Source organism: Pseudomonas baetica, assembly GCF_002813455.1.
Lineage (GTDB): Bacteria > Pseudomonadota > Gammaproteobacteria > Pseudomonadales > Pseudomonadaceae > Aquipseudomonas > Aquipseudomonas baetica.
Genome location: NZ_PHHE01000001.1, coordinates 6,433,837 through 6,457,307, shown reverse-complemented (window position 1 = coordinate 6,457,307; position 23,471 = coordinate 6,433,837). Strand labels below are relative to the sequence as shown.

Sequence of the window (23,471 nt, the reverse complement as noted above, 5' to 3'; positions counted from 1 at the left end):
AACTCCCCGTTAAATTGATGCCACTGCCAAGCGCCTGAACTCCCTCGGTGAGCGATAGTTCAAGGCGCTGTGCGGATGCTGCTCGTTGTAGTGTTCGAAGGCAATCGCCAGGTTACGCAGCGCCGTTTCCCGATCCGGCTTGGGCATGTGCGCCACGTAGTCACGCTTGATCGTCTTCACGAAGCTCTCGGCCATGCCATTACTCTGCGGGCTACGCACTGGTGTGGTCACCGGCTGCAAGCCGATCTGCCGAGCAAACAGGCGCGTCTGTTCGGCGGTGTAGGCCGAACCGTTATCGCTGAGCCACTGCACCGGCGTTGCAGGCAGTTGATCACCGAAGCGCTTCTCCACACTTTCCAGCATCAAGTCGCGGATATCATCGCCGCTGTACCCGGTCGGGCTCGCGACCCAGCCGATGGCTTCGCGATCACAGCAGTCCAGGGCGAAGGTCACGCTCAGTTTAGCGCCGTCCTCACAACGGAACTCAAAGCCGTCCGAGCACCAACGCGTATCGCTGGTTTGCACCGCAATACGGCCTTCGTGCCGACGCGGCACGCCGGGTTGTTTGATCCGGCGCTCAAGCAGCAGGTTGTGATCACGCATCACCCGGTAAACCCGCTTCACGTTGATCGCAGGTAGCAGCTGGGTTTCACGGGCGCGACGCAGCAATCCCCAGACTCGACGGTAGCCATAGCTGGGCAGCTCGCTGACCTGTTGCTGGATTTCGGCCACCAACTCAGCGTCGTTCACAGGCCTGCTTCGCCGTGTCTTGGGCGATACCGATTGCTTGATTCGAACCGTTAATTGCGAGCGCGCCACACCGAGACATTCGCTGACCAGCTTCACTGGTCGTCCCCCGGCAACAAGGGTGAGTGCGCAATCCATTTTCGCGACCGGGCGATCTCCACGGCTTCTTTTAGGATTTCCGCTTCCATCGTTTTCTTGCCCAGCATCCGTTGCAGTTCACGGATCTGCTTGAGCGCATCGCTCAGCTCGGAGGCCGGCACCACGGCTTCGCCAGCACTGACCGCCGATAGACTGCCGTCCTGGTACAGCTTGCGCCACAGGAACAACTGGTTGGCATTGATGCCGTTGCGCCGAGCCACGACCGAAACGCTTTGTCCTGGTTCAAGGCTCTCTCGAACCATGGCCAGCTTTTGCTCTGGGCTCCAGCGGCGCCGCCGCTCCTGGCCCAAAAGCTCACCACTCTTATCGTTGCTATTAGTCATAAACATAACCGTTTGCCTATCCCTTATCGTAAGGGGGAAACGGTGTCCTGTCTTTCATGGGGCTCGTTCACATACATCGTCGACGCGCCAATATAATACAACAAGGTTATAATTTCAAAATATGTAAGTTCACGCCCATTCGAAACATCTACCACAGCCTTTAATGTTTCCCGCGGCAGACTAAAATCATCACCAAGCCCCTTCAACGAAACCAATAGATTCAATGCCTCTAACAGAGCATAATCTGTATTTGGCTTCATCTTTATAAAGTCACTACTTTGAAAGAACTCATTCCCAAGAATATATATCAAACTTCGAATAGAGTTAGACTCCGTGGCCATATGAGCATCAAAAAAGGAGCACGCCAAATTTGACGCCATGCAGATCTTAACTGACCCCTTATGACTTGGACTAACCGTATAAAAATGAAACATCAACTCAATCACAATGTGAAAAAAATCCGCATACTTATTCTTGCTCTCAGATTCATCAAAGGCACGACCAATATTGTCATCCGTAACCCGAATCAAAAGATTGCACAATGCGGATATCACATACCCACAAGCAAGATCATAAGCATCAGGATCATTAATACACGACGACTTCACATCATTCAAAAAGCTGACCTTCAATCTATTTCGATTGAATACTCTTTTTGGAACTAACCCGCTCGCCCCCTCTTCACCCAAAGGGCCAACCAGACTTTCACTCATTTTTACCAAGGAGGCTTTTACTGCACGCAAAGACTTTGTCTTCTGAGTAACGAACGGCCTAGTCGCCTTAATTGACTTAGCGGTATTCAAATTAAGCTTATATTCTTTGAAACTGGACGCGACTACTTTCGATATCTTTGAAGAGTCGACCTCATTAGTTGAAAAGATAAAAATATCATCTACATACCGCTTAACCACATATGATTCGCCGTAAACCAGACCTATATCAGCCAGTTGCTTTTCAATTGACTGGTCAATCTCTTGAAATATTATTTCAGCAAAAATTCGACTTGTTTCAGGCCCAATAACTATTCCTGCCGTTTCATTATAATTACAAGCCTGCATTATTCGATCAAATATACTACCAAAAGAATTTTTTACTTTAGCGTTATTCTTTGAATAGATCTTTGTTTTCAGCGCCCAAGTAATTGAATGCGTATATATACTATCAAAGCACTTGGAGATATCAAGAGACCAGAACGATGAAAAACGCTGTTCTAATCGAACAAACTCCTGCGAATCAAAAAATTTATACAAGCGAGTATATCCTCTATACGAAAAGTAAGAGGACAGAAATCTGTGCCTTGACTCATCAGCCTGCCCCGCAATATTTTGGGAGCGATATTTATTTATATTTTGATTTGGATTCCGCAAATAATACTTACTAGCAACCTTAAACGGAGCACGCATACTAAATAAACTTTTCTTGCACTCCATCAATACTTGCTGATCAAAATCCTGATAAAAATCAACAAGCCTTATTTGCGCACTTGGGTGCAGCAAGGATAACGTGCGAAAGGAGTCTTCATCTTTTCGTATCTTGTAGGTAAGGGGAATCGAATATTCAGAGTGGTCATAGCCAGAAAACAGATGATTTATCACCTCGCCTACGTTACTCTTTCCATCCTTGTACTTCCTTACATGCCAATAAAACCCCAAATTACTGAACAGTACAGGAACTTCATAAGGACAGGTTTCTGTTAAAAGAACACGTGCAAAATCTTCTTTTTTTACTCTCCGTGTATTCCCCTTCACTTTCGCCATCCTTTCTTAATCGTCTTCAGCATTTTATAGCTGAACGAATGAAATCGAGCATCCGTAAACCCTGACACAAAACTATACCCGGCTAATTGCCTACGCTGCTGGAGCGTCAAATTGGAAATTATTCTACAAGACAACGGGTGACTTTTAGAAAACAACAATCCATGAAGTAACCCATCCAGCTTATGCAAAGCACAGCCATGAATAAAGTTCTTATGAACATAATTGTAATAAATCCCAGTTTTTATATTAATCCCTGATATCGGATCCGTAATATAATAATTACCGGCCAAAGCCATAATTCGATTTTTAAGAACAAGGTAATCAGAAGGACTTTTCGCACTCCCCATATAAGCACAGAAAGAACTTATCAATCTAACTTTGACCTTCTCGACTTTAGCCGGAGATAAATCAATTTTCAACCGACGCCTCTTAAACTTACACTTCGAACCTGACTCATTACGATTGAATACTTTGAACTCGTACCCCAAAAAATCGAAAGAGTAGTACTCTTCACGACTAGGCTCATCCTTTGACCTAGGGATTGCCAAGTGATTTCTTTTGCCACCATCGTGAAACTCTAAACCTTCAAACAAGTAACCGGATAGTTCAGCCTCAAAGTCCGCACGAGCAACAGCTGCGGAAGTAATAATTAACACATCATCAACAAATCGGCCATAATAAAAAACCTCAGGCATATGCCTTATCTTTTCATCAAATTCGCTCAGAGCCAACTCAGACAAAGCCGAACTAATACCTAAACCACGCGGCAAGCCTTCAATATCCCAAGCTTTAAAATGCTCGAACAACTCGCTAATCAGTCGCAGCGTCTGCCATGAACATTTTGCCTCACCAATAAGCTTTTGCCATAGCAAGTTTCTATCTACGCTCTCGTAGAAGCTTTTGATATCAAATCGATATACGTCGTATGCTCCACCCTCCTTCAACAACGATACCGCATTCGCAATAACAGTTTGCCGATCAGACTGTTTTATCTTGTAATTTGTTTTTATATTTTTTGCGACCAGCCGAGATATTAATTCCGAATAAAAGTTAGTGAACACATAACCTTTTTTACCAGCTATCATTAAGGGCCGGAGAGAACCGTGAAATGCAGTTTTATTTTTTATCTTCTCCAAAGACACATTAACAGCAGCGGAGCGTGCCGTCACATCGAGCAATGTTTTATCCGCCAATATATCTTTGTAACCAACGCAACGTAGAAGGTTCTTTTGAGTATAGGGAATTTCTATCATTTGCCGTCCTTGGTTAAAGCCAAGTCGCGGAGCGTATCGGACGCTCTAGCTGTCAGTATCAAAACAATATCATACCGATTGAACGGCACACAGCTTCGCAGGAAGGAAAATTTTAACGGGGATGCATCGACAGGAAGAGGACACTAATCGGTTCAGTAGCAGGCTAACGAAGCGGATAAAAATATAGGGCACGTTTTACAGTACTTATTGGAGTGATTCACCTTGCGCACATACACGCTCACCCAACACTCAAAATAATTTTCTTTTACTTTCAACCAGATACCGTATTCCGAGATTAAAAAAACCCTACATTTACGACCGTAGGGTTCAACTCAATTGAGAGCTTAATTACAGCCTACTTCTGGTTTAGGCTGGAATTCCACTATGAAATCTGAACTCACAGTCAGAGCTATCAATCAATTCCGCCTCCACCGCCCTGACTTTTTCGATTACCCGATCCACGTCTGCTGCATCCCCATACTGGTAAGCTAGCTTTAAATAGCCTTGAAAATGCCTAGATTCGCTTTTCAACAACCCGTAATAGAACCGTCCCAGCTCCTCATCCAAATGCGGCACAAGCGCTTCAAAACGCTCACAGCTGCGTGCTTCAATGATCGCACCTACCACCAATGTATCAACGAGTTTCACCGGCTCATGGCTTCTAACGACAGATCGTAACCCGGACGCATAACGACTAGCCGACAGCGGACGCCATTCAACTTTCCGCTTTTTCATCAGCCGTAAAACCTGTTCGTGATGGACAAGCTCCTCACGGGCCAGCCGCGACATCATGATCACCAAATCCGGATACGCACCGTACTTAGCAATCATGCTCAGCGCAGTGCTAGCGGCCTTGAACTCACAATTTTTGTGATCAATGAGCATCACGTCTTGCTGAACCAAAGCCGCTTCCACCCATGCGTCAGGGGTTCGGCACCCAAGGAATTCATGGACTTCAGGAAGCATAGGTGTCCCTCACATTTCGTGGTTGTATTGCCGACTTTTTCTCGCAGTTCTTGTGGTCGATCAGCAGGGTTTCCTGATCGGCCAGTGCCGCCTGTACCCAAGCGTCGGGTGTGCGGCAGCCAAGGAATTCGTGGATTTCGGGAAGGATCATGGGGCTCACGGTAAAAGGTGTTCGAGCGAAGGGCGCCGATTATACCGGCCTGTCCGCAGACCACCAGCGGCAGGCGTTGATATGCATCAAGTCGCAGGTGTTCGAGCAGCAACTATAGTTGTGCAACGCCGTGCCTTTTCTTCGCTGGAGACTCCGCTCATGCAAGCCATTCGCAGCATTCTGGTGGTCATCGAACCCGAACATTCGGAAAGCCTGGCGCTCAAGCGCGCCAAGTTGATCGCTGGCGTGACCCAGGCCCATCTGCACCTGCTGGTGTGCGACAAGAAGCACGACCACGCCGGCATGCTCGGCGTGCTCAAAACCGCGTTGCTGGCGGACGGTTACAGCGTGACCACCGAACAGGCGTGGAACGAGAGCCTGCACGAAACCATCGTCGATGTGCAGCAGGCCGAAGGCTGTGGGCTGGTGATCAAGCAGCATTTCCCCGACAGTACGCTGAAAAAAGCCCTGCTGACCCCGGCAGACTGGAAACTGTTGCGCCACTGCCCTACCCCGGTGCTGTTGGTGAAAACCAGCGCGCCGTGGAAAGATCGAGTGATTCTGGCAGCGGTCGATGTCGGCAATGTCGATGGCGAACACCGGCACTTGCACACCACGATCATTGATCACGGCTACGACATCGCCAGGCTGGCCAAGGGGCATTTGCATGTGATCAGCGCGCATCCGTCGCCCATGCTCTCGGCAGCCGACCCGACGCTGCAGCTCAGTGAAACCATTGAGGCGCGTTATCGCGAGCAATGTCGGGCGTTTCAGGCCGAGTTCGATGTCGATGATGCGCATCTGCACATCGAGGAAGGCCCGGCGGATGTATTGATTCCGTTCATGGCGCACAAACTGCAAGCGGCAGTGACCGTGATTGGCACCGTGGCGCGGACCGGATTGTCAGGGGCGTTGATCGGCAATACCGCTGAAGTCGTGCTGGACTCACTGGAAAGCGATGTACTGGTGCTCAAACCGCAGGAGGTGGAGGATCATTTGGTCGAGCTGGCGGTGAAGCATTAAGGATTGCGGCGCCTGAACCGGCGTCTTCGCGAGCAGGCTCGCTCCCACATCTGAAATGCGGTCTCCTGCAGGAATGCATTTCCCTGTGGGAGCGAGCCTGCTCGCGAAGCTTCTAGGCGCCGAAGGCGTCTTTGAGGAATCCGGGGGCGATGTAGCGCTGGTAATGCGCTTCCGACAGCAGGAAGAATTCCCGATCAATGGCATCGCGTAACTCCGGCAGGTTCCAGTCGCGGAACTCCGGCAGCAACACCATCCCGTAGGCTTCCAGATTAATGATCACCCGCGCCCCGCGCGCAATCAGCTGATAGGCCCAGCAATATTCCGACTGATGCGGTACGAAGCGGATCTTGCGCTGTTCCAGTTGCTGGCGCAGACGCGCCGAATCGAAGATCTCGACCTTGCCCGCCATCACTTGTGACAGCAATTGTTCCAGCCGCAACCACACCGCGCGTTTCTCTTCCTCGCCGTAACCATTCCAGTTGATCACTTCATGGTGGAAACGCTTGCAGCCGCGGCACACCAGATCTCCGTAAACAGTGGAGCAGAGGCCGACGCAGGGGGTCTTGATGGTCTGATTGGGCATAAATTGGCAAAACACTGAAACGCGGAACAGGCCGGCATGTTAGCCCTTTGTCGGGCATTGATCACCCCTCAAACGTCAGGGACAAGCGCTGGATCGCGGTTTGACCCGCCCGCGCACAACGCCACCAAAGTCCAATAGAGTCCGACTTACCTTTAAATTTTTTTTGCCGTAGAATCAGCCAGCCTTTTAAGGCGCCAATGTCCGTTAGAAGCTGTTTTCAAAGCGTCACGAGCACAGTCGTTCCTTCAGAGCGGTGTTGGCGAAGGGTTTTTCCAGCGGGGAAAAGCCCAACGCCAACCCTCATCAGCTCCCCGTTCTGCAGGCGTAAAACTTTGAAAGCAGCTTCTGTAAGGAATTGCCGGTAATTCTGGCCAGACGACCCACAACGTCGTGAGGTGCATGAGTACGGCAATTTCGGGATGAGCGTCCCGGACACCCATTTGGGACCACTGATGAGGGTAATAACTGTGCTTGAAGCCTACCGCAAACATATCGAAGAGCGTGCAGCCCTGGGTATCGTTCCCCAGCCGCTTAACGCCGAACAAACTGCAGGCCTGGTCGAGCTGCTGAAGAATCCTCCGGCTGGCGAAGAAGCTTTCCTCGTTGACCTGATCACCAATCGCGTACCACCTGGAGTGGACGAAGCCGCTTACGTCAAAGCCGGTTTCCTGTCGGCTCTGGCCAAAGGCGAAGTCTCCTCCCCTCTGCTGGACAAGAAGCGCGCTGTAGAACTGCTCGGCACCATGCAGGGCGGCTACAACATCGTGACCCTGGTTGAACTGCTGGACAACGCCGAGCTGGCGCCAGTGGCTGCCGAAGAACTCAAGCACACCCTGCTGATGTTCGATGCCTTCCACGACGTGGCTGAAAAAGCCAAGAACGGCAACGCTCACGCCAAGGCCGTGCTGCAATCCTGGGCTGACGGCGAGTGGTTCAAGAAGCGCCCGGTGCTGGCCGACAAGATCAGCCTGCGCGTGTTCAAGGTCACCGGCGAAACCAACACCGACGACCTGTCCCCGGCGCCAGACGCCTGGTCGCGTCCTGACATCCCGCTGCACGCCCTGGCCATGCTGAAAATGGCCCGCGACGGCATCGTTCCGGACGAGCAAGGCAAGACCGGCCCGATGAAGCAGATCGAAGAAATGCGCGGTCAAGGCTTCCCGATCGCCTACGTCGGTGACGTGGTCGGTACCGGCTCCTCGCGTAAATCCGCTACCAACTCGGTACTGTGGTTCTTCGGCGACGACATCCCTTACGTGCCGAACAAGCGCGCTGGCGGTTTCTGCTTCGGCAGCAAAATCGCTCCGATCTTCTACAACACCATGGAAGATGCCGGCGCACTGCCAATCGAGTTCGACGTTACCAACATGAACATGGGCGACGTGATCGACCTGTACCCACATGCTGGCAAAGTCTGCAAACACGGCACTGACGAAGTCCTGACCACCTTCGAAATGAAGACCCCGGTGCTGCTGGACGAAGTTCGTGCTGGCGGTCGTATCCCGCTGATCATCGGCCGTGGCCTGACCGAGAAGGCTCGCGCCGAACTGGGTCTGCCTGCGTTCGACCTGTTCAAGAAGCCTGATGCACCGATCGAAAGCACCAAGGGTTACACCCTGGCGCAGAAAATGGTCGGCAAGGCTTGTGGTCTGGCAGAAGGCAAAGGCATTCGTCCTGGCACCTATTGCGAACCGAAGATGACCACCGTAGGTTCTCAGGACACCACCGGTCCAATGACCCGTGACGAACTGAAAGACCTGGCGTGCCTGGGCTTCTCGGCTGACCTGGTGATGCAGTCCTTCTGCCACACCGCGGCGTATCCGAAGCCGATCGACGTAACCACCCACCACACCCTGCCTGACTTCATCATGACCCGCGGCGGCGTTTCCCTGCGTCCGGGCGACGGCATCATCCACTCGTGGCTGAACCGCATGCTGCTGCCAGACACCGTCGGTACCGGTGGTGACTCGCACACCCGTTTCCCGATGGGCATCTCGTTCCCGGCCGGTTCCGGTCTGGTTGCGTTCGCCGCTGCCACCGGCGTCATGCCGCTGGACATGCCGGAATCGATCCTGGTGCGCTTCAAAGGCAAGATGAAACCTGGCATCACCCTGCGTGACCTGGTTCATGCCATTCCTTACTTCGCCATCCAGAACGGTCTGCTGACCGTCGAGAAGAAAGGCAAGAAAAACGCCTTCTCCGGCCGCATCCTGGAAATCGAAGGCCTGGAAGGTCTGACCCTGGAACAGGCGTTCGAACTGTCCGACGCCTCCGCAGAACGTTCGGCTGCCGGTTGCACCATCAAGCTGTCGAAAGAGTCGATCACCGAGTACCTGAACTCCAACATCACCCTGCTGCGCTGGATGATCGGCGAAGGCTACGGCGATGCACGTACCCTGGAACGTCGTGCTCAAGCGATGGAAGCCTGGGTTGCCAACCCGGAACTGATGGAAGCCGATGCCGACGCCGAATACGCCGAAGTCATCGAAATCGATCTGGCCGACATCAGCGAGCCTGTACTGTGCGCGCCGAACGACCCGGACGACGCCCGTCTGCTGTCCAGCGTTGCTGGCGAGAAGATCGACGAAGTGTTCATCGGTTCGTGCATGACCAACATCGGTCACTTCCGCGCTGCCGGTAAGCTGCTGGATCAGGTCAAGGGTCAGCTGCCAACCCGTCTGTGGCTGTCGCCGCCGACCAAAATGGACGCTCACCAACTGACCGAAGAAGGCTACTACGGCATCTACGGCAAGGCTGGCGCACGCATGGAAATGCCAGGCTGCTCGCTGTGCATGGGTAACCAGGCACGCGTTGAGCCGAACAGCACCGTGGTCTCGACGTCGACCCGTAACTTCCCGAACCGTCTGGGCGATGGCGCGAACGTCTACCTGGCTTCGGCTGAGCTGGCGTCGGTTGCTTCGATCCTGGGTCGCCTGCCGACCGTCGAGGAGTACATGGAATACGCTGGCAAGATCGACAGCATGGCGGCCGATATCTACCGCTACCTGTCCTTCGATCAGATTGCCGAGTTCCGTGAAGCTGCTGCGAACGCCAACATCCCGGTCGTTCAAGCCTAACGCTACAACGCAATGAAAAACGCCGCCCATCGTGAGATGAGCGGCGTTTTTTTATGCCTGTTGAATTGTTGATGCCTGCTCCGGCCTCATCGCTGGCAAGCCAGCTCCCACTGGGGGCACGGGTGTTTGCCAATGCTGGGCATTACACAAAACACTGTGGGAGCTGGCTTGCCAGCGAGGGCGGCGTGTCAGTGACTTCACTTCTGAAGGGCCACCGCTATCGCGAGCAGGCTCACGCCTACAAGGGATCGTCGCCATGCAGGCAAAAAAGCCGCTGCACACATCATGTGCAGCGGCTTTTTTTGATCTTGCCGTTACGCCGTCAGCGAATAGATCAGCGCCGAAATCGCCACCAGACCCACGGCGGTGACAAACACGTTCGACGCCTGACCACGATAACGGGCCATCGCCGGTACTTTACGGATGGCGTACATCGGCATCAGGAACAGGATGGCCGCGATCACCGGGCCACCGATGGTCTCGATCATGCCCAGAATGCTTGGGTTCAGGGTCGCCACGATCCAGCAGATCACCAGCATGAACGCCGCCACGATGCGATCCAGCGCCTTGGCGCCCGGACGCTTGCCGCTCTTGACGATCAGGCCTTTGAGACCTTCGCTGGCACCGATGTAGTGACCGAGGAACGACTTGGAGATCGCCACAAATGCAATCAGCGGCGCCGCGAACTCGATGGTCGGGTTGCTGAAGTGGTTGGCCAGGTACGACAGGATCGACAGGTTCTGCGCCTTGGCTTCGGCCAGTTGTTCCGGCGACAGGGTCAGGACGCAACTGAACACGAAGAACAGCACCATCACCACCATCAGCAGGTGGGCGCGGCACAGAATCTGCGAACTACGCTGGTCGGCGTTCGCGCCATAACGGCGCTTCTGATCCACTGCGAACGCCGAAATGATCGGCGAGTGGTTGAACGAGAACACCATCACCGGAATCGCCAGCCACAGCGTGTGCAGCAACGCCGACGGCGCGGGAATTTGCGAAGCGGTGGCGAGGATGCCGCCGTTCCAGTGAGGAATCAGGTACACCGCGAGGAACAGCAGCGCGACGATGAACGGATAGACCATCAGGCTCATTGCCTTGACGATCGCCTGCTCGCCGCAACGTACCACCGCCAGCAGCCCCAGAATCAGCACGAACGACAGAATCACCCGCGGTGGCGGTGTGATGTGCAGTTGATGCTCGAGGAAACTGGCGACCGTGTTGGTCAGGCCGACGCTATAGATCAGCAGGATCGGGAAGATGGCGAAGAAGTACAGCAGCGTGATCAGCGCACCGGCCTTGATGCCGAAATGCTCCTCGACCACGTCAGTGATGTCGGCGCCTTCGCGACCGGAAAGCACGAAGCGGGTCAGGCCGCGGTGTGCGTAGAACGTCATCGGGTATGCCAGCAACGTCAGGATCACCAGCGGCCAGAAGCCACCCAGCCCTGCGTTGATCGGCAAAAACAGGGTGCCGGCGCCGATGGCCGTCCCAAACAGTCCCAACATCCAGGTGGTGTCCTGGCGATTCCAGCTCGAAAGTTCAGCGGGTGCTGCTGCATCAAAGCGTTGATCAACGCTTTTGGCCTGATCATTCATCCGGTCGGATCTCCGCATTCCGGTCACTTGCCACTCGGTCAGGACGCGTCGGAAAAAACCGACAGACATGCTCCGGCCGAAACAGGGGCGCGATTCTCCGCGATAAATGAGCAGAAGCAAAGACTTAGCTGAGGAGTGGTTGTGCGGAGCAGTTTAGAGGAGTGTCGTTTTTGGGAAAATAGCTGTCGGTGACGGGTACGCAGTGTGTCGTTTTCTGGCAAGTTACAGCGCCTGATGCAGTCGGCAGGACTTGGTCAGATTGATCGAGCCAGGATGAATCCAAGTGACATGCAAAAGATGCCGAACGCTAGCATCGTCCAGATTGGGTACATATCGCCCTTGTTCTTGAGGTGCATTCTTTCCTCCCACTCATCGTGCTCTCGTTCCAGTGCTTCCATTCTGGCCTTGCGGTCATAGGTGCTCATATTTGATTTTCCTTTTTAGGTCATGGGTCTGACTGTGATGAAACGTGAACACTCAAAACTTGAAAAAAACACCTGTTACTGCAGCGATTGCAGTCACTAGACCTCCTACTAATGCGAGCGGGTATAAATTCGTTTCCCTGTTTAGCTTTTTTGCTTGCGCCAGAAGCTTTTTTCTTTCGGCGATCAGTTTGCTCGTTTCATTTTGGAGCCTCTCGAGTTCCAGATTTTCCCTATCATTCTGAAGCATGCGCCTTCCTTGGCTGTTGGCAGCGACTGCCGCGGCTGCTTTGTTCCCTTCATAGTTCCGTATTCAGCACCTGCCAGATAGCAGATGAATCCGGCGTTTTCGTAGGCAACGGCGCAAGAATTTGTGGGCATTGGCGCGTAACTTCGAGTGTCTTTAAACGGACGCGGCAAATCGCGTTTATCAGCCACAGAAGCTGGCGAATCACCTGACAGGTTGCAGGTAAAAAAAGGGCTGTGTGAAGGCCGCCGGCCTCTTCGCGGGCAAGCCCGCTCCCACAGGGTCATGCGCTGTTCACACAATCGTGACCCATCACCAATCCCTGTGGGAGCTGGCTTGCCAGCGATGGCGGCCGTCCAGGTACCGGATGCATCAAATCCGGGCCAAATGGTCTAGCGTGAATGAGTCCCCTGCCCCCATAGAGTCCCCGCCCATGCCCCTCGTTCGCGTCGACATCAGGAAAAACCCCGATCCCGCCTTCGCCAGACACGTTGGTGAACTCATCTACGACGCCCTGCGCAGTTCGATTGATGTTCCCGCACATGACAACTTCCAGGTCCTTACCGAACACGACAGCCAGCACTTGATCTACGACCCGCAATACCTCGGCATCCCGCGCACTGACGGCGTCGTATTCATCCAGATCACCATCAGCGAAGGACGCACGGTGGAGAAGAAACAACTGCTGTTCAAAACCATCGCCGAAAGTCTGCACACGCAACTGGCGGTGCGCCTGGAGGACGTGTTCATCAATCTGGTAGAAGTGAAAAAAGAGAACTGGTCATTTGGCAACGGCGTCGCGCAGTACGTCACTTGATCCGCTAAGCCCGTCTCCGCAAAGACCTTCTGACGAAGCGCCCGCGCATGCCCCGTTTCAGCTCCTACACTGGCAGGAACGGGGCAGCGCCCAACCATTGCCAAAGCGCTCTGGAATCAGCACTCTGCTACGACTTTCGCGACCGAACCACTAACGATCTCAGGAGCCGCGCAATGCCCGCCACCGTTCTGGTACTGGTTGAAACCATCAATGACTATTTACCGATTCTGGAGCATCAGGGCTTTCACCTGATCCTCGCGCCGACACCTGCCGAACGCGCCCAAGCCATCGCCACCCATGGCCCACGTATCGACGCCGTTCTGACCCGTGGCCCGCTTGGCCTGACTGCCGAGGAAATCGCCACCCTGCCCGCGCTGAAGATCATCACGGTGATCGGTGCCGGTTACGAGCATGTCGACCTGCAAGCCGCCAGCGATCGCGGGATCACCGTGACCAACGGCGCCGGGGTCAACGCCTCGTCGGTGGCTGACCATGCGATGGCCATGCTGCTGGCATTGGTGCGCGATATTCCGCGCTGCGACGCCGCCGTGCGCCGAGGAGAATGGCCGAAGATCATGCGCCCGTCTCTGGCCGGCAAACGTCTTGGGATTCTTGGCTTGGGTGCAGTGGGCCTGGCGATCGCCAAACGTGCCCACCTCGGCTTCGACATGCACATCAGCTATCACAGCCGTCAGGTGCGCAGCGACGTGCCCTACGCGTTTTGCTCAACCCCGACCGAACTGGCGCGGGCGTCCGATTTCCTCATCGTCGCCACGCCGGGCGGGATCGGCACACAGCATCTGGTGACCCGTCCTGTGCTCGACGCGCTGGGCCCTAAAGGTTTTATCGTCAATATCGCCCGGGCCAGTGTGATCGCCACGGCGGATCTGATCACCGCCCTTGAACAACGGCGCATTGCCGGCGCCGCGCTGGATGTGTTCGACCATGAACCGCAAGTACCGGATGCGTTGAAAGCCCTGAGCAACGTGCTACTAACCCCGCACGTCGCCGGTCTGTCACCGGAAGCCACCCAAGGCACCGTGGAGCTGGTGGGGAAAAACCTTGTGGCATTCTTCTCCGGGCAGCCAGTACTGACGCCGATTCAGTTGCCGCCGAAAATCAGCAATCAACGCGTGCATTAGAGGATCACGCGCCGCCATTGACCCACCCCGCCCTGCACATTCCCACAGGTGATTATCGGGCAACACGCTAACCTATAAGACCGCAGCGCGCTTGTGGCCGACCCGGCGCGCCATTAGATTAGCCAATGATGTCTGGCCTCCAAAATAAGCAGAAGGGATAAGCATGGCGCTTACTGACCAGTCCACCCGTATCCGCTCTGGCGAAGAACTCGATGCCAGCCTGATTGATCCATACCTCAAGGCCCATATTCCGGGCCTGACCGGCTTGCCTGCGATCAGCCAGTTTCCCGGCGGCGCGTCGAACCTGACTTACCTTCTTGAGTACCCGGAACAGGAGTTCGTCCTGCGCCGGCCGCCATTCGGCCACAAGGCCAAATCCGCCCACGACATGGGCCGCGAATTCCGCATTCTCAATCAGCTGCGCGACGGCTTCCCGTATTGCCCGAAAGCCTACGTGCACTGCACCGACGAAGCGGTGATCGGCGCCGAGTTCTACGTGATGGAACGAGTCAAGGGGATCATCCTGCGCTCGGAACTGCCACCGGAACTTGGCCTTGATTCGGCGAAAACCGAAGCGCTGTGCAAGAGCTTCATCGACCGCTTCGTCGAACTGCACCGCGTTGACTATGAAGCCTGTGGCCTCGGCGATCTGGGCAAGCCGCAAGGTTACGTCGCCCGCCAGATCAAAGGCTGGAGCGAGCGCTATGAAAAGGCCCTCACCCCGGACGCGCCACACTGGGAAGCGGTCAAAACCTGGCTCAACGACAAGATGCCGGCTGACCACCCGACCTCCAGCATCGTCCACAACGACTACCGTTTCGATAACGTCATACTCGACCCGGACAACCCGATGCAGATCATCGGCGTGCTCGACTGGGAACTGACCACCCTCGGCGATCCGCTGATGGACCTGGGCAACACCCTCGCCTACTGGATCGAAGCCGGCGACCCGGCGCCGGTGCAACTGATGCGCCGCCAGCCAAGCCACGCACCGGGCATGCTCACCCGCCGCGAATTCGTCGACTACTACGCCGAGCGTTCGGGCATTCAGATCGATAACTTCGACTTCTACTACACCTACGGCCTGTTCCGCCTGGCCGGCATCGTGCAGCAGATCTACTACCGCTTCTACCATGGCCAGACCCAGGACAAACGCTTCGCGCAGTTCATTCACATGAACAAACTGCTGGAGCAGATGAGCTTGCAGGTCATTGCGAAATCGAGCCTCTGACGGCCCACACCAAGGAACCCTTATGTCCAAGACTCAGTTGTTCGACCTCGACGGCAAGATCGCTTTCGTTTCCGGCGCCAGCCGTGGCATCGGTGAAGCCATCGCCAAACTGCTGGCCCAACAAGGCGCGCATGTGATCGTCTCGAGCCGCAAACTCGACGGCTGCCAGCACGTCGCCGACGCCATCGTCGCCGCCGGCGGCAAGGCCACTGCGGTCGCTTGCCACATCGGTGAAATGGAGCAGATCAGCCAGGTCTTTGCCGGCATCAAGGAACAGTTCGGCCGTCTCGACATCCTGGTCAACAACGCCGCGACCAACCCGCAGTTCTGCAACGTGCTGGATACCGACCTCGGCGCTTTCCAGAAGACCGTCGACGTGAACATTCGCGGCTATTTCTTCATGTCGGTGGAAGCCGGCAAGCTGATGCGCGAAAACGGTGGCGGCAGCATCATCAACGTCGCGTCGATCAACGGCATTTCGCCGGGCATCTTCCAGGGCATCTACTCGGTGACCAAGGCGGCGGTGATCAACATGACCAAGGTCTTCGCCAAGGAATGCGCGCAGTTCGGCATCCGCTGCAACGCCCTGCTGCCAGGCCTGACCGACACCAAGTTCGCTTCGGCGCTGGTCAAGAACGATGCGATCCTCAAGCAAGCGCTGACGCAGATCCCGCTCAAGCGCGTGGCCGATCCGAGTGAAATGGCCGGGGCTGTGTTGTATCTGGCCAGTGATGCGTCGAGCTACACCACCGGGGTTTCGCTGAATGTGGACGGGGGGTTCCTGTCCTGATCCGTGATTTCTGATCCCCTGTAGGAGCTGCCGAAGGCTCCTACAGGGATAGGATCAGGCAATGACTTTGGGTAGTTGCCAGCCAAAGTGCACCGAGAGCAATCGCAAGGCCAGACATGCCGCCCCCGCCAGCAACGCCGCCGCCACCGGCGACACCCCGCAGCGCCTTGCGATAATCAACACCGCCGCGCCGACAAACGCTGAACTCGCATACAAATCCGCCTGCAACACCACCGGTATCCGCGCCAGCACGATGTCGCGTATCACCCCGCCACCGACGCCCGTGATGGTGCCCATCAGCATCGCCACAAACGGCGTAATCCCGAAGTTCAACGCCTTCTGCGCCCCCGCCACAGCGAACAGCGCCAGACCGGCCGCATCCAGCACAATCAGCGTCGAACCGGACCAACCCAGCACCTGCTCATGGCAAACAAACGCCAACCCACCCATAAAAAACGCCAGCGCCGGATACCGCCAATCGGCCACGGCATTGGGGGGCGTAGCACCAATCAACAGATCGCGGGTGACCCCACCGCCAAGGGCGACGATGAACGCAATCACCATCACCCCGAGCAAGTCGAGCTGACTGCGCATCGCCGCAATGGCCCCTTCCACGGCAAACACCGCCGTGCCGACCAGATCGGCCACCAGCACAATCCGCTCAACCCGGGACTTGCGCCCCGCCGCAGCTATTGAGTGACGCAACGGGTGGTAGTGATGTGGCGAGTCACTTGCTCATCGACATACTTGTCGCCAGACACCTCAGTGTTCTCGAGAACCTGGCAAGTACGTTCCGGCGGCGGAGGCGGCGTTACGGGTGGAGGCGGCGGCGGACTGGCACAACCGGCCAATAAAACTGCAAAAAAAGCCAACGGCAACACGCGTTTCCCAAGATTGTTCATAGGACGACCCGCGGTAAATGAACGACCCACTCCCGCAACCGAACCGATCACAGAAGACCTGACCACTCATTCTTTATAGACGACGGCCTCGCAAGTGCCAGTAAAGCGGACGCATCAGAGGGTTATGGCTGTCGATTTTGCGTTGGGAATCAGGAGTTGGTTACCAGGCAGCCGCCTTCGCGAGCAAGCCCGCTCCCACAGAATGGATTTACATCCCACAGAGACTCGGCGGCTGATAGCACGCCATCGCCAGCAGGCTGGCCGGCTCCCACAGTTGGATCCGGGTGTAGAAGAAGAGTGATTGGCTGTGAGGGTGTCATCGCTGGCAAGCCAGCTCTCACCATTGGACCGTATACAGCCAGTCAGAAACTGGTCGGCTGTCAGGCCGCCTTCGCTGGCAAGCCAGCTCCCACAGAATGGATTTACACCCCACAGAGACTCGGCGGCTGATAGCACGCCATCGCCAGCAGGCTGGCTCCCACAGGTGGATCCGGGTGTATTAGAAGAAGAGTGATTGGCTGTGAGAGTGTCATCGCTGGCAAGCCAGCTCTCACCATTGGACCGTATACAGCCAGTCAGAAACTGGTCGGCTGTCAGGCCGCCTTCGCTGGCAAGCCAGCTCCCACAGAATGGATTTACACCCCACAGAGACTCGGCGGCTGATAGCACGCCATCGCCAGCAGGCTGGCCGGCTCCCACAGTTGGATCCGGGTGTAGAAGAAGAGTGATTGGCTGTGAGGGTGTCATCGCTGGCAAGCCAGCTCTCACCATTGGACCGTATACAGCCAGTCAGAAACTGGTCGGCTGTCAGGCCGCCTTCGCTGGCAAGCCAGCTCCCACAGAATGGATTTACACCCCACAGAGACTCGGCGGCTGATAGCACGCCATCGCCAGCAGGCTGGCCGGCTCCCACAGTTGGATCCGGGTGTAGAAGAAGAGTGATTGGCTGTGAGGGTGTCATCGCTGGCAAGCCAGCTCTCACCATTGGACCGTATACAGCCAGTCAGAAACTGGTCGGCTGTCAGGCCGCCTTCGCTGGCAAGCCAGCTCCCACAGAATGGATTTACACCCCACAGAGACTCGGCGGCTGATAGCACGCCATCGCCAGCAGGCTGGCCGGCTCCCACAGTTGGATCCGGGTGTAGAAGAAGAGTGATTGGCTGTGAGGGTGTCATCGCTGGCAAGCCAGCTCTCACCATTGGACCGTATACAGCCAGTCAGAAACTGGTCGGCTGTCAGGCCGCCTTCGCGAGCAAGCCCGCTCCCACAGTGGGATTGGGTGAAGGCAGTTAGAGACTGGTCGGCTGGCAGGCCGCCATCGCTGGCAAGCCAGCTCCCACAAGAAAATGACTACACCCCGCACGCGGCGCATGCCGCCCCACTCAACACAATGAGCGCAAGCTCGAGTACCGCTCTTGATCTTGATCTCGGAGCCCGTCGGCAGGCTGAGTGGAGGGGTTGATCCGGGGGTGGGAGCGCAGCGACCGTTTGGCGCAGCCAAACACATCGAGAGGAGGTGCAGCGCAGCAAACCGGAGGCGATGCGCCCGGATCAATCCCGTAGCGAAGGAACCCGAGCCTAAGCGAGGGCCGAACGTCAGGGTAAAGCCTTTTTGGTTACTTTTTCGGCGTCTGGAAAAAGTGACCCGCCGTCAGGGCGGAAGAGAGTGTCAGATTTTTTGTGTGCGGGCCGGTAATGGCCTGCCGTCAGGCAGGCCGGGTTTTACCAGGTCGGCCTGATAAATCGATCTCCGTACAGAATCGCAAATTGGTTCATCGCACTCTTCCAGTCATGAGCCGCCGAGCCCCAGTTTGCCGTGATGTTACGCAGCCCAAGCCAGATCAGCTTGGTCGCTGCGTCATCCGTCGGGAAGTGGCCCCGGGTCTTGATGATCTTGCGTAGCTGAGCGTTGATGCTTTCGATAGCGTTGGTCGTATAGATCACTTTTCGAATGGCAGGCGGGAAGACAAAAAATGGAATCACTCGATCCCAGGCTCGTCTCCAGGCCGCCACCACCGTTGGGTATTGCTTACCCCAAGGGCCATTTTCAAAGGCATCCAGTGCTTCCTCAGCCGCTTCTGCGTTGATGGCTTGATAGATCGGTTTTAGCGCCTTGGCCAGCTCACGGCGCTTGTCCCACGCCGCGTAATCGAGGCTGTTGCGGATCAAGTGGACGATGCATGTTTGCAGCGTTGTTGCCGGAAATACTGCGCTTAGCGCCTCTGGCATGCCTTTGAGACCGTCAGTCACGGCGATCAGCACGTCCTCTACGCCGCGGGTCTTGAGGTCGTTGAAGACCTTCATCCAGAACTTCGCACCCTCGGTGTTTTCGATCCAGATACCAAGAATATCGCGCGTTCCATCGGGTAAAACACCCAGCGCCAAGTAAATCGCCTTGTTGCGGACAAGGCCTTCTTCTCGGATCTTGACCCGCAGCGCATCGAAGAAAATGACTGGGTACATCGGCTCAAGCGGTCGCTGTTGCCACGCACCAATTTCCTCCATCACCTCGTGCGTGACTGAGCTGATGAAGTCATGGGAAACGTCCGTCCCGTATTGCTCAGAGAGGAAAGCGCGGATTTCTCGAACGGTCATGCCTCGGGCATACATGGCGATGATCTTGTCATCAAAACCGGTGTAACGCCGCTCATGCTTGGGGATCAGAATGGGGGCAAAACTGCCATCCCGATCACGGGGAATCTCCAGCCGCAGCGGGCCATCCCCCGTCAAAATCGTCTTGCCCGTTTTGCCATTGCGCTGGTTGGTTTCATCCTCTGGGCGCTGCGCGCCCGGCGGATACCCCAGGTGGTGACCGAGCTCGGCACTCAATGCTCGCTCAATCAAGGCCTTCTTGAAGGCCGCAGAAGCGTCTTCAATAGCCTCTGCGGTAATCAGCCCCTCACCGAACTCTTCGAGCAGCTCCTTGGGGATTTTTGGTAGGTCACGCAGGGGTTTCTTTTTGGTTGGCATACATGCACCTCTTACTCATGTTATGCCCGAACACAAAATTTCTGACACCCCCGGGCGGAACCCTAAGCCGCCGTTACCGCAGCAACGGATATGTACCCAATCAGCAGGAACCCCATCGCCCAAACCGACGCCATCGCTGGCAAGCCGGCTGCCACAGAGATCTACGCCATGTCAGCATCAGTCGAAGACCGCAAAGAGTTACTCTCCAACTCATACCGCAACTCTTCAATCAACGCCTCCACCGACTCCGGCGTACGCAGCGTATTGAGCTTCAACCCGCTGATCACCAGATCCACCTGCCCCGACACCGGGTGATAAAGCTTCACCGTCAGCGAATGATCCCCATCCACCAGACACTCACACGCCAGCGGCGCAAAACTGTGCTCAAGCTGAGCGCGCAACTGTGCAAGATTCATCATTGAGGCTGTTCCTTTAGCTGTTTCGAAGGGACACGATCCCAAGCCAGAAAAGACTCGTATCGCACCCCACCAGACTAAGAACAGCCCCCTCACACCAACACACTAATTTGCACCGATTGAACTAGTGCATTTGCACCCTACCGCTGTCCCTTGGTCCCCCCGCCGGAAAACAAGCCGCGCTCCCGCGCCCAGACAATCGCCTCGCTGCGGCTGTGCACATCCAGCTTGGAATACACCGTCGCCACATGATTGCGCACCGTGTTCGGTGCCAGTTTCAGGCGCGCCGCGATCTCCTTGTCCGCCAAGCCTTCGCAGATCAGCCCAAGCACATCGCGCTCACGCGCCGTCAGGTCGGTGAACGACACACTCGGCAGTTGCGGCGAATTGACCTTCTTCACATTCGCCAGCTTTTCGATCAGCGTGCGACTGAACCAAGAGGCATCTTTCATCACCTCTTCAATCGCCGCCACCAGCTCAAGCTCGGTGCGCTTGCGCTCGGTGATGTCCATCAGCACCAGCAGATAACAGCGTGTGTCCTGAATGTTGACGGTATCGGCGGACACCGCACACTCCAACAGATCCACATCCTTCTTGCGCACCCGCACATCGACCCGATCAATCCGCCCGCTTTTCGCCAGCGCCGTCAGCAGCCGGGCTCGGGCGCCTTCGTCGTCGATGAAATTCAGTTGCGTGATGGTTTTGCCGAGCACGTCATCGCTGGCATAAGCCAAAGTGTCGAGGAACGCCTGATTGACATCGATCACCTGCTGCTCATCAGCACTACAGATCAGGATCGGCACCGGGGTCAGCCGGAACGCCTTGGCAAAGCGCTCCTCACTCTGGCGCAGCGCCACTTCAGCCTTGTGGCGCAATTCCATGTCGACGAACGAGAACAGCATGCACTGCTCATCATTGAGTTGCAGCGGTTGTCCGGCAACGATCACTTGCTTGGTGCTGCCATCGGCCAGCCGCAGCTCGGCCTGCATCTGCGGGATGGTCGCGACATCTTTCAGACGCTGGATGGCAAGGTCTTTGCGCTCGGCCTGTTCGAGGATGTCGATTTCGTAAGCCGAGGTGCCGATCACCTGGTCACGGGTGTAACCGGTCATCTCCAGAAACCCCGGATTGACCTTGATGTAGCGCAAATCAGTCAGACGGCAGATCACCGCCGGCGCCGGATTGGCATTGAAGGTTTTCTCGAAGCGCTGCTCGGCGCTGGCCCAGTCGGTGACGTCGCTCATGATCAGCACCAGCGACTCCGGCTGCCCTTCGCGATCAGTCAGCACCATGCTGCGCACGTTATGCACCCAGACCCGCTCCGGGTCATCCACGGCGAACACCTCGATCAGCACGTCGCTGAAGGCTTCGCAGCGCGCCGCGCGGCTGATCGGGTAATTCTCGGGCGGCACCGCGTGGTTGTTGCGATAGCGCAGGCTGAAGCGCTTGGCGTACTCGTCGGCATTGCTGCCCAGTTCACCGATACGGCTGACACCGTGCATGGCCAGCGCCGCTTCGTTGGCCCAGAGGATGCTCTGATCCAGCTCGAGCAAAATCACCCCGTCGGACAGCCCGGCGATGATCTGCTGCAACTGGCGACGATTGGTTTCGCGGGTCAGGACTTCCTGGCTCATTGGCTCTCCACAAGTGATACGCGCATGTGAAGGTTACGACCGCGCCGCGCCGTGATCGTGCCGATCATTAATTCCCGAAACACTGAAGATCCCTGTGGGAGGGGGCTTGCTCCCGAAGGCGGTGGATCAGCTGTCATCATTGTTGAATGACACACCGCATTCGGGAGCAAGCCCCCTCCCACAAAGGATCAGTGGTGATTTGAGGATTCCACCAACTCGCGCAGGGTGTCGAGGAAGAGTTTGAGGACTGGGGAAGCATCGTCCGCGCGATACGTCGCATACAACGGCACCTCCGGCAGCGCCGGGGTCAACTTGCGAAACACCAGCCCCGCCGGCGCCAATTGCTCGATGGAAGCCGGCAACAACGCCACGCCAAACCCGGCGCGCACCAGACTGAGCAAAGTCTGCACCTCGATCACCTGCTGTCGAATCTGCGGCGTGAACCCAGCCTGAATACAGCACTGATAAAGAAAATGGGCAAACCGCGACTGCTTCAATTCCAGTGCCACAAACGGCTCGTGTGCCAGATCTGCCGGGGCCAACACCTCGCGGCGGGCCAACGGATGTTCCGCGCGCAGGTGCTTGGCTCAGGCGCGGTGGGTACGCTGGAAGTCGGTCAGGCGGCGGATCTGGTGATCTACAGCCTCGACCATCCACGCTTCTTCGGCTTCCACGACAGCGCTGTTGCACCGGTGGTGGCAGGCGAGCCGATTACAGTGAAATACAGTTTGGTGGGTGGTCGTGTGGTCGTGGATAACGGCGTGATTCCAGGACTGGATATCGAACGCATGCGCGCCGAAGCGTGGGAAGGTGTGCAGGCGATGATGAACGTGGACGATTAACCCCCACCTACCGCAATCCCTGTGTAGGAGCTGCCGAAGGCTGCGATCTTTTGATCCTGTTTTTCAAGATCAAGATCAAAAGATCGCAGCCTTCGGCAGCTCCTACATCGGGCGTGCGCATTCGCGCGATATGGGATTCTCGACTAAGGTTAATCCCTCATCGGACTGAGCCCCTGCCAGCAAAACCGGGCTCTTGATCAAGGAGAGACTGATGACGTCGCGTCGCAACATCGAACAGACTTATCGCACCTGGTCCAGCCCCATCCTGCTGGAGCTGAAAAAGCGCGAACACCAAATGGCGCCGGTCGAGCGTCAGGCGCTGGAGAATGTGCTGGTGGAAAGAAGGTTGCTGGACACCGGCAACCCGGATGGCGCTGAGCGGCGCCAGGGCACTGCGAGCAGAAATGATCGCCCAGGTTGATCA

21 protein-coding genes and 1 pseudogene are annotated in these 23,471 nt (G+C 56.1%); 8 read left to right on the top strand and 14 right to left on the bottom strand.

Features of this window, described 5'->3' with window-relative positions; all coding sequences use genetic code 11:
• Positions 1-9: 9 nt before the first annotated feature.
• The 5 genes from ATI02_RS30090 to miaE all read right to left on the bottom strand — a co-directional run bounded on the left by ATI02_RS30090 (position 10) and on the right by miaE (position 5,356).
• A protein-coding gene (locus tag ATI02_RS30090; RefSeq protein WP_372241875.1) for an IS3 family transposase occupies positions 10-1,229 on the bottom strand; the annotation gives its coding sequence in 2 pieces (ribosomal slippage) (positions 10-884 and positions 884-1,229; 1,221 coding nt in all).
• A gap of 23 nt (positions 1,230-1,252) precedes the next feature.
• A complete protein-coding gene (gene drt3b, locus ATI02_RS30085; RefSeq protein WP_100848182.1) occupies positions 1,253-2,986 on the bottom strand; it encodes an antiviral reverse transcriptase Drt3b in 1,734 nt (577 codons plus the stop codon).
• A complete protein-coding gene (drt3a, locus tag ATI02_RS30080; protein WP_100848181.1) occupies positions 2,974-4,239 on the bottom strand; it encodes an antiviral reverse transcriptase Drt3a in 1,266 nt (421 codons plus the stop codon). Before drt3a ends, drt3b begins: the two co-directional genes overlap by 13 nt.
• Before the next feature lie 366 nt (positions 4,240-4,605).
• Positions 4,606-5,205, bottom strand: coding sequence for a MiaE family protein (locus tag ATI02_RS30075; protein ID WP_100848180.1), 600 nt, complete (start codon positions 5,203-5,205; stop codon positions 4,606-4,608).
• Entirely contained in the window at positions 5,195-5,356 is a 162-nt protein-coding gene (gene miaE, locus ATI02_RS30070; RefSeq protein WP_420875230.1) for a tRNA isopentenyl-2-thiomethyl-A-37 hydroxylase MiaE, read from the bottom strand. The genes ATI02_RS30075 and miaE overlap by 11 nt, the downstream gene beginning before the upstream one ends.
• 159 nt (positions 5,357-5,515) lie before the next feature.
• Between miaE and ATI02_RS30065 the strand changes: the two genes are divergently transcribed.
• Entirely contained in the window at positions 5,516-6,379 is an 864-nt protein-coding gene (locus tag ATI02_RS30065; protein WP_100848179.1) for a universal stress protein UspL, read from the top strand.
• Positions 6,380-6,491: 112 nt separating this feature from the next.
• Here the strand turns inward: ATI02_RS30065 and ATI02_RS30060 are convergent, their stop codons facing one another.
• A complete protein-coding gene (locus tag ATI02_RS30060; RefSeq protein ID WP_100848178.1) occupies positions 6,492-6,962 on the bottom strand; it encodes a DUF1289 domain-containing protein in 471 nt (156 codons plus the stop codon).
• Positions 6,963-7,429: 467 nt separating this feature from the next.
• Between ATI02_RS30060 and acnB the strand changes: the two genes are divergently transcribed.
• Entirely contained in the window at positions 7,430-10,039 is a 2,610-nt protein-coding gene (gene acnB / locus ATI02_RS30055; RefSeq protein ID WP_100848177.1) for a bifunctional aconitate hydratase 2/2-methylisocitrate dehydratase, read from the top strand.
• A gap of 314 nt (positions 10,040-10,353) precedes the next feature.
• Here acnB and ATI02_RS30050 read toward each other — a convergent pair whose 3' ends face one another.
• The 3 genes from ATI02_RS30050 to ATI02_RS30045 form a co-directional block, all read right to left on the bottom strand.
• On the bottom strand, positions 10,354-11,634 hold the full coding sequence (locus tag ATI02_RS30050; RefSeq protein ID WP_100848176.1) for an HAAAP family serine/threonine permease: 1,281 nt from the start codon (positions 11,632-11,634) through the stop codon (positions 10,354-10,356).
• A 254-nt stretch (positions 11,635-11,888) separates the two neighbouring features.
• Complete coding sequence (locus ATI02_RS32340; protein ID WP_167394901.1) at positions 11,889-12,059, bottom strand: hypothetical protein; 171 nt, start codon at positions 12,057-12,059, stop codon at positions 11,889-11,891.
• Between the two features lie 52 nt (positions 12,060-12,111).
• Positions 12,112-12,306 (bottom strand): hypothetical protein, encoded by a 195-nt coding sequence (locus ATI02_RS30045; RefSeq protein WP_100848175.1) that lies wholly within the window; start codon positions 12,304-12,306, stop codon positions 12,112-12,114.
• Between the two features lie 430 nt (positions 12,307-12,736).
• On the opposite strand from ATI02_RS30045, the gene ATI02_RS30040 reads away from it, so the two are divergent.
• The 4 genes from ATI02_RS30040 to ATI02_RS30025 all read left to right on the top strand — a co-directional run bounded on the left by ATI02_RS30040 (position 12,737) and on the right by ATI02_RS30025 (position 16,283).
• Positions 12,737-13,120, top strand: coding sequence for a tautomerase family protein (locus tag ATI02_RS30040; RefSeq protein ID WP_095190159.1), 384 nt, complete (start codon positions 12,737-12,739; stop codon positions 13,118-13,120).
• Between the two features lie 173 nt (positions 13,121-13,293).
• Positions 13,294-14,262: a 2-hydroxyacid dehydrogenase gene (locus ATI02_RS30035; RefSeq protein WP_100848174.1), complete on the top strand. Its 969-nt coding sequence runs from the start codon at positions 13,294-13,296 to the stop codon at positions 14,260-14,262.
• Positions 14,263-14,425: 163 nt separating this feature from the next.
• The gene (locus ATI02_RS30030) at positions 14,426-15,493 is read left to right on the top strand and encodes a phosphotransferase family protein (RefSeq protein WP_100848173.1); all 1,068 of its coding nucleotides are present in this window, start codon (positions 14,426-14,428) and stop codon (positions 15,491-15,493) included.
• A 22-nt stretch (positions 15,494-15,515) separates the two neighbouring features.
• A complete protein-coding gene (locus tag ATI02_RS30025; RefSeq protein ID WP_095190162.1) occupies positions 15,516-16,283 on the top strand; it encodes an SDR family oxidoreductase in 768 nt (255 codons plus the stop codon).
• A gap of 54 nt (positions 16,284-16,337) precedes the next feature.
• On the opposite strand, the gene ATI02_RS30020 is transcribed toward ATI02_RS30025, so the two are convergent.
• The 5 genes from ATI02_RS30020 to ATI02_RS30000 form a co-directional block, all read right to left on the bottom strand.
• Positions 16,338-16,931 (bottom strand): trimeric intracellular cation channel family protein, encoded by a 594-nt coding sequence (locus ATI02_RS30020; RefSeq protein WP_238156220.1) that lies wholly within the window; start codon positions 16,929-16,931, stop codon positions 16,338-16,340.
• A gap of 1,976 nt (positions 16,932-18,907) precedes the next feature.
• Complete coding sequence (locus tag ATI02_RS30015; protein ID WP_095191982.1) at positions 18,908-20,155, bottom strand: IS256 family transposase; 1,248 nt, start codon at positions 20,153-20,155, stop codon at positions 18,908-18,910.
• A gap of 161 nt (positions 20,156-20,316) precedes the next feature.
• Positions 20,317-20,574, bottom strand: a complete 258-nt coding sequence (locus tag ATI02_RS30010; protein WP_095190165.1) for a DUF1652 domain-containing protein — start codon at positions 20,572-20,574, stop codon at positions 20,317-20,319.
• A gap of 137 nt (positions 20,575-20,711) precedes the next feature.
• Positions 20,712-22,205, bottom strand: a complete 1,494-nt coding sequence (locus ATI02_RS30005) for a helix-turn-helix transcriptional regulator (protein WP_095190166.1) — start codon at positions 22,203-22,205, stop codon at positions 20,712-20,714.
• 188 nt (positions 22,206-22,393) lie between these two features.
• Positions 22,394-22,765, bottom strand: coding sequence for a LysR substrate-binding domain-containing protein (locus ATI02_RS30000; protein WP_238156219.1), 372 nt, complete (start codon positions 22,763-22,765; stop codon positions 22,394-22,396).
• Positions 22,766-22,777: 12 nt separating this feature from the next.
• Here ATI02_RS30000 and ATI02_RS29995 point away from each other — a divergent pair.
• Together ATI02_RS29995 and ATI02_RS29985 are read left to right on the top strand one after the other, a co-directional pair.
• Positions 22,778-23,047: pseudogene (locus ATI02_RS29995) on the top strand (amidohydrolase family protein); the annotation flags it as partial.
• Positions 23,048-23,258: 211 nt separating this feature from the next.
• Positions 23,259-23,468, top strand: coding sequence for a hypothetical protein (locus ATI02_RS29985; protein ID WP_100848172.1), 210 nt, complete (start codon positions 23,259-23,261; stop codon positions 23,466-23,468).
• Positions 23,469-23,471: the final 3 nt, after the last annotated feature.

Bases quoted from the DNA above. Each gene is read 5' to 3' on its own strand.
- drt3b (WP_100848182.1), bottom strand. From the start codon at position 2,986: ATGGCGAAAGTGAAGGGGAATACACGGAGAGTAAAAAAAGAAGATTTT.
- drt3a (WP_100848181.1), bottom strand. From the start codon at position 4,239: ATGATAGAAATTCCCTATACTCAAAAGAACCTTCTACGTTGCGTTGGT.
- ATI02_RS30075 (WP_100848180.1), bottom strand. From the start codon at position 5,205: ATGCTTCCTGAAGTCCATGAATTCCTTGGGTGCCGAACCCCTGACGCA.
- miaE (WP_420875230.1), bottom strand. From the start codon at position 5,356: ATGATCCTTCCCGAAATCCACGAATTCCTTGGCTGCCGCACACCCGAC.
- ATI02_RS30065 (WP_100848179.1), top strand. From the start codon at position 5,516: ATGCAAGCCATTCGCAGCATTCTGGTGGTCATCGAACCCGAACATTCG.
- ATI02_RS30060 (WP_100848178.1), bottom strand. From the start codon at position 6,962: ATGCCCAATCAGACCATCAAGACCCCCTGCGTCGGCCTCTGCTCCACT.
- ATI02_RS30050 (WP_100848176.1), bottom strand. From the start codon at position 11,634: ATGAATGATCAGGCCAAAAGCGTTGATCAACGCTTTGATGCAGCAGCA.
- ATI02_RS32340 (WP_167394901.1), bottom strand. From the start codon at position 12,059: ATGAGCACCTATGACCGCAAGGCCAGAATGGAAGCACTGGAACGAGAG.
- ATI02_RS30045 (WP_100848175.1), bottom strand. From the start codon at position 12,306: ATGCTTCAGAATGATAGGGAAAATCTGGAACTCGAGAGGCTCCAAAAT.
- ATI02_RS30040 (WP_095190159.1), top strand. From the start codon at position 12,737: ATGCCCCTCGTTCGCGTCGACATCAGGAAAAACCCCGATCCCGCCTTC.
- ATI02_RS30035 (WP_100848174.1), top strand. From the start codon at position 13,294: ATGCCCGCCACCGTTCTGGTACTGGTTGAAACCATCAATGACTATTTA.
- ATI02_RS30030 (WP_100848173.1), top strand. From the start codon at position 14,426: ATGGCGCTTACTGACCAGTCCACCCGTATCCGCTCTGGCGAAGAACTC.
- ATI02_RS30025 (WP_095190162.1), top strand. From the start codon at position 15,516: ATGTCCAAGACTCAGTTGTTCGACCTCGACGGCAAGATCGCTTTCGTT.
- ATI02_RS30015 (WP_095191982.1), bottom strand. From the start codon at position 20,155: ATGCCAACCAAAAAGAAACCCCTGCGTGACCTACCAAAAATCCCCAAG.
- ATI02_RS30010 (WP_095190165.1), bottom strand. From the start codon at position 20,574: ATGATGAATCTTGCACAGTTGCGCGCTCAGCTTGAGCACAGTTTTGCG.
- ATI02_RS30005 (WP_095190166.1), bottom strand. From the start codon at position 22,205: ATGAGCCAGGAAGTCCTGACCCGCGAAACCAATCGTCGCCAGTTGCAG.
- ATI02_RS29985 (WP_100848172.1), top strand. From the start codon at position 23,259: ATGACGTCGCGTCGCAACATCGAACAGACTTATCGCACCTGGTCCAGC.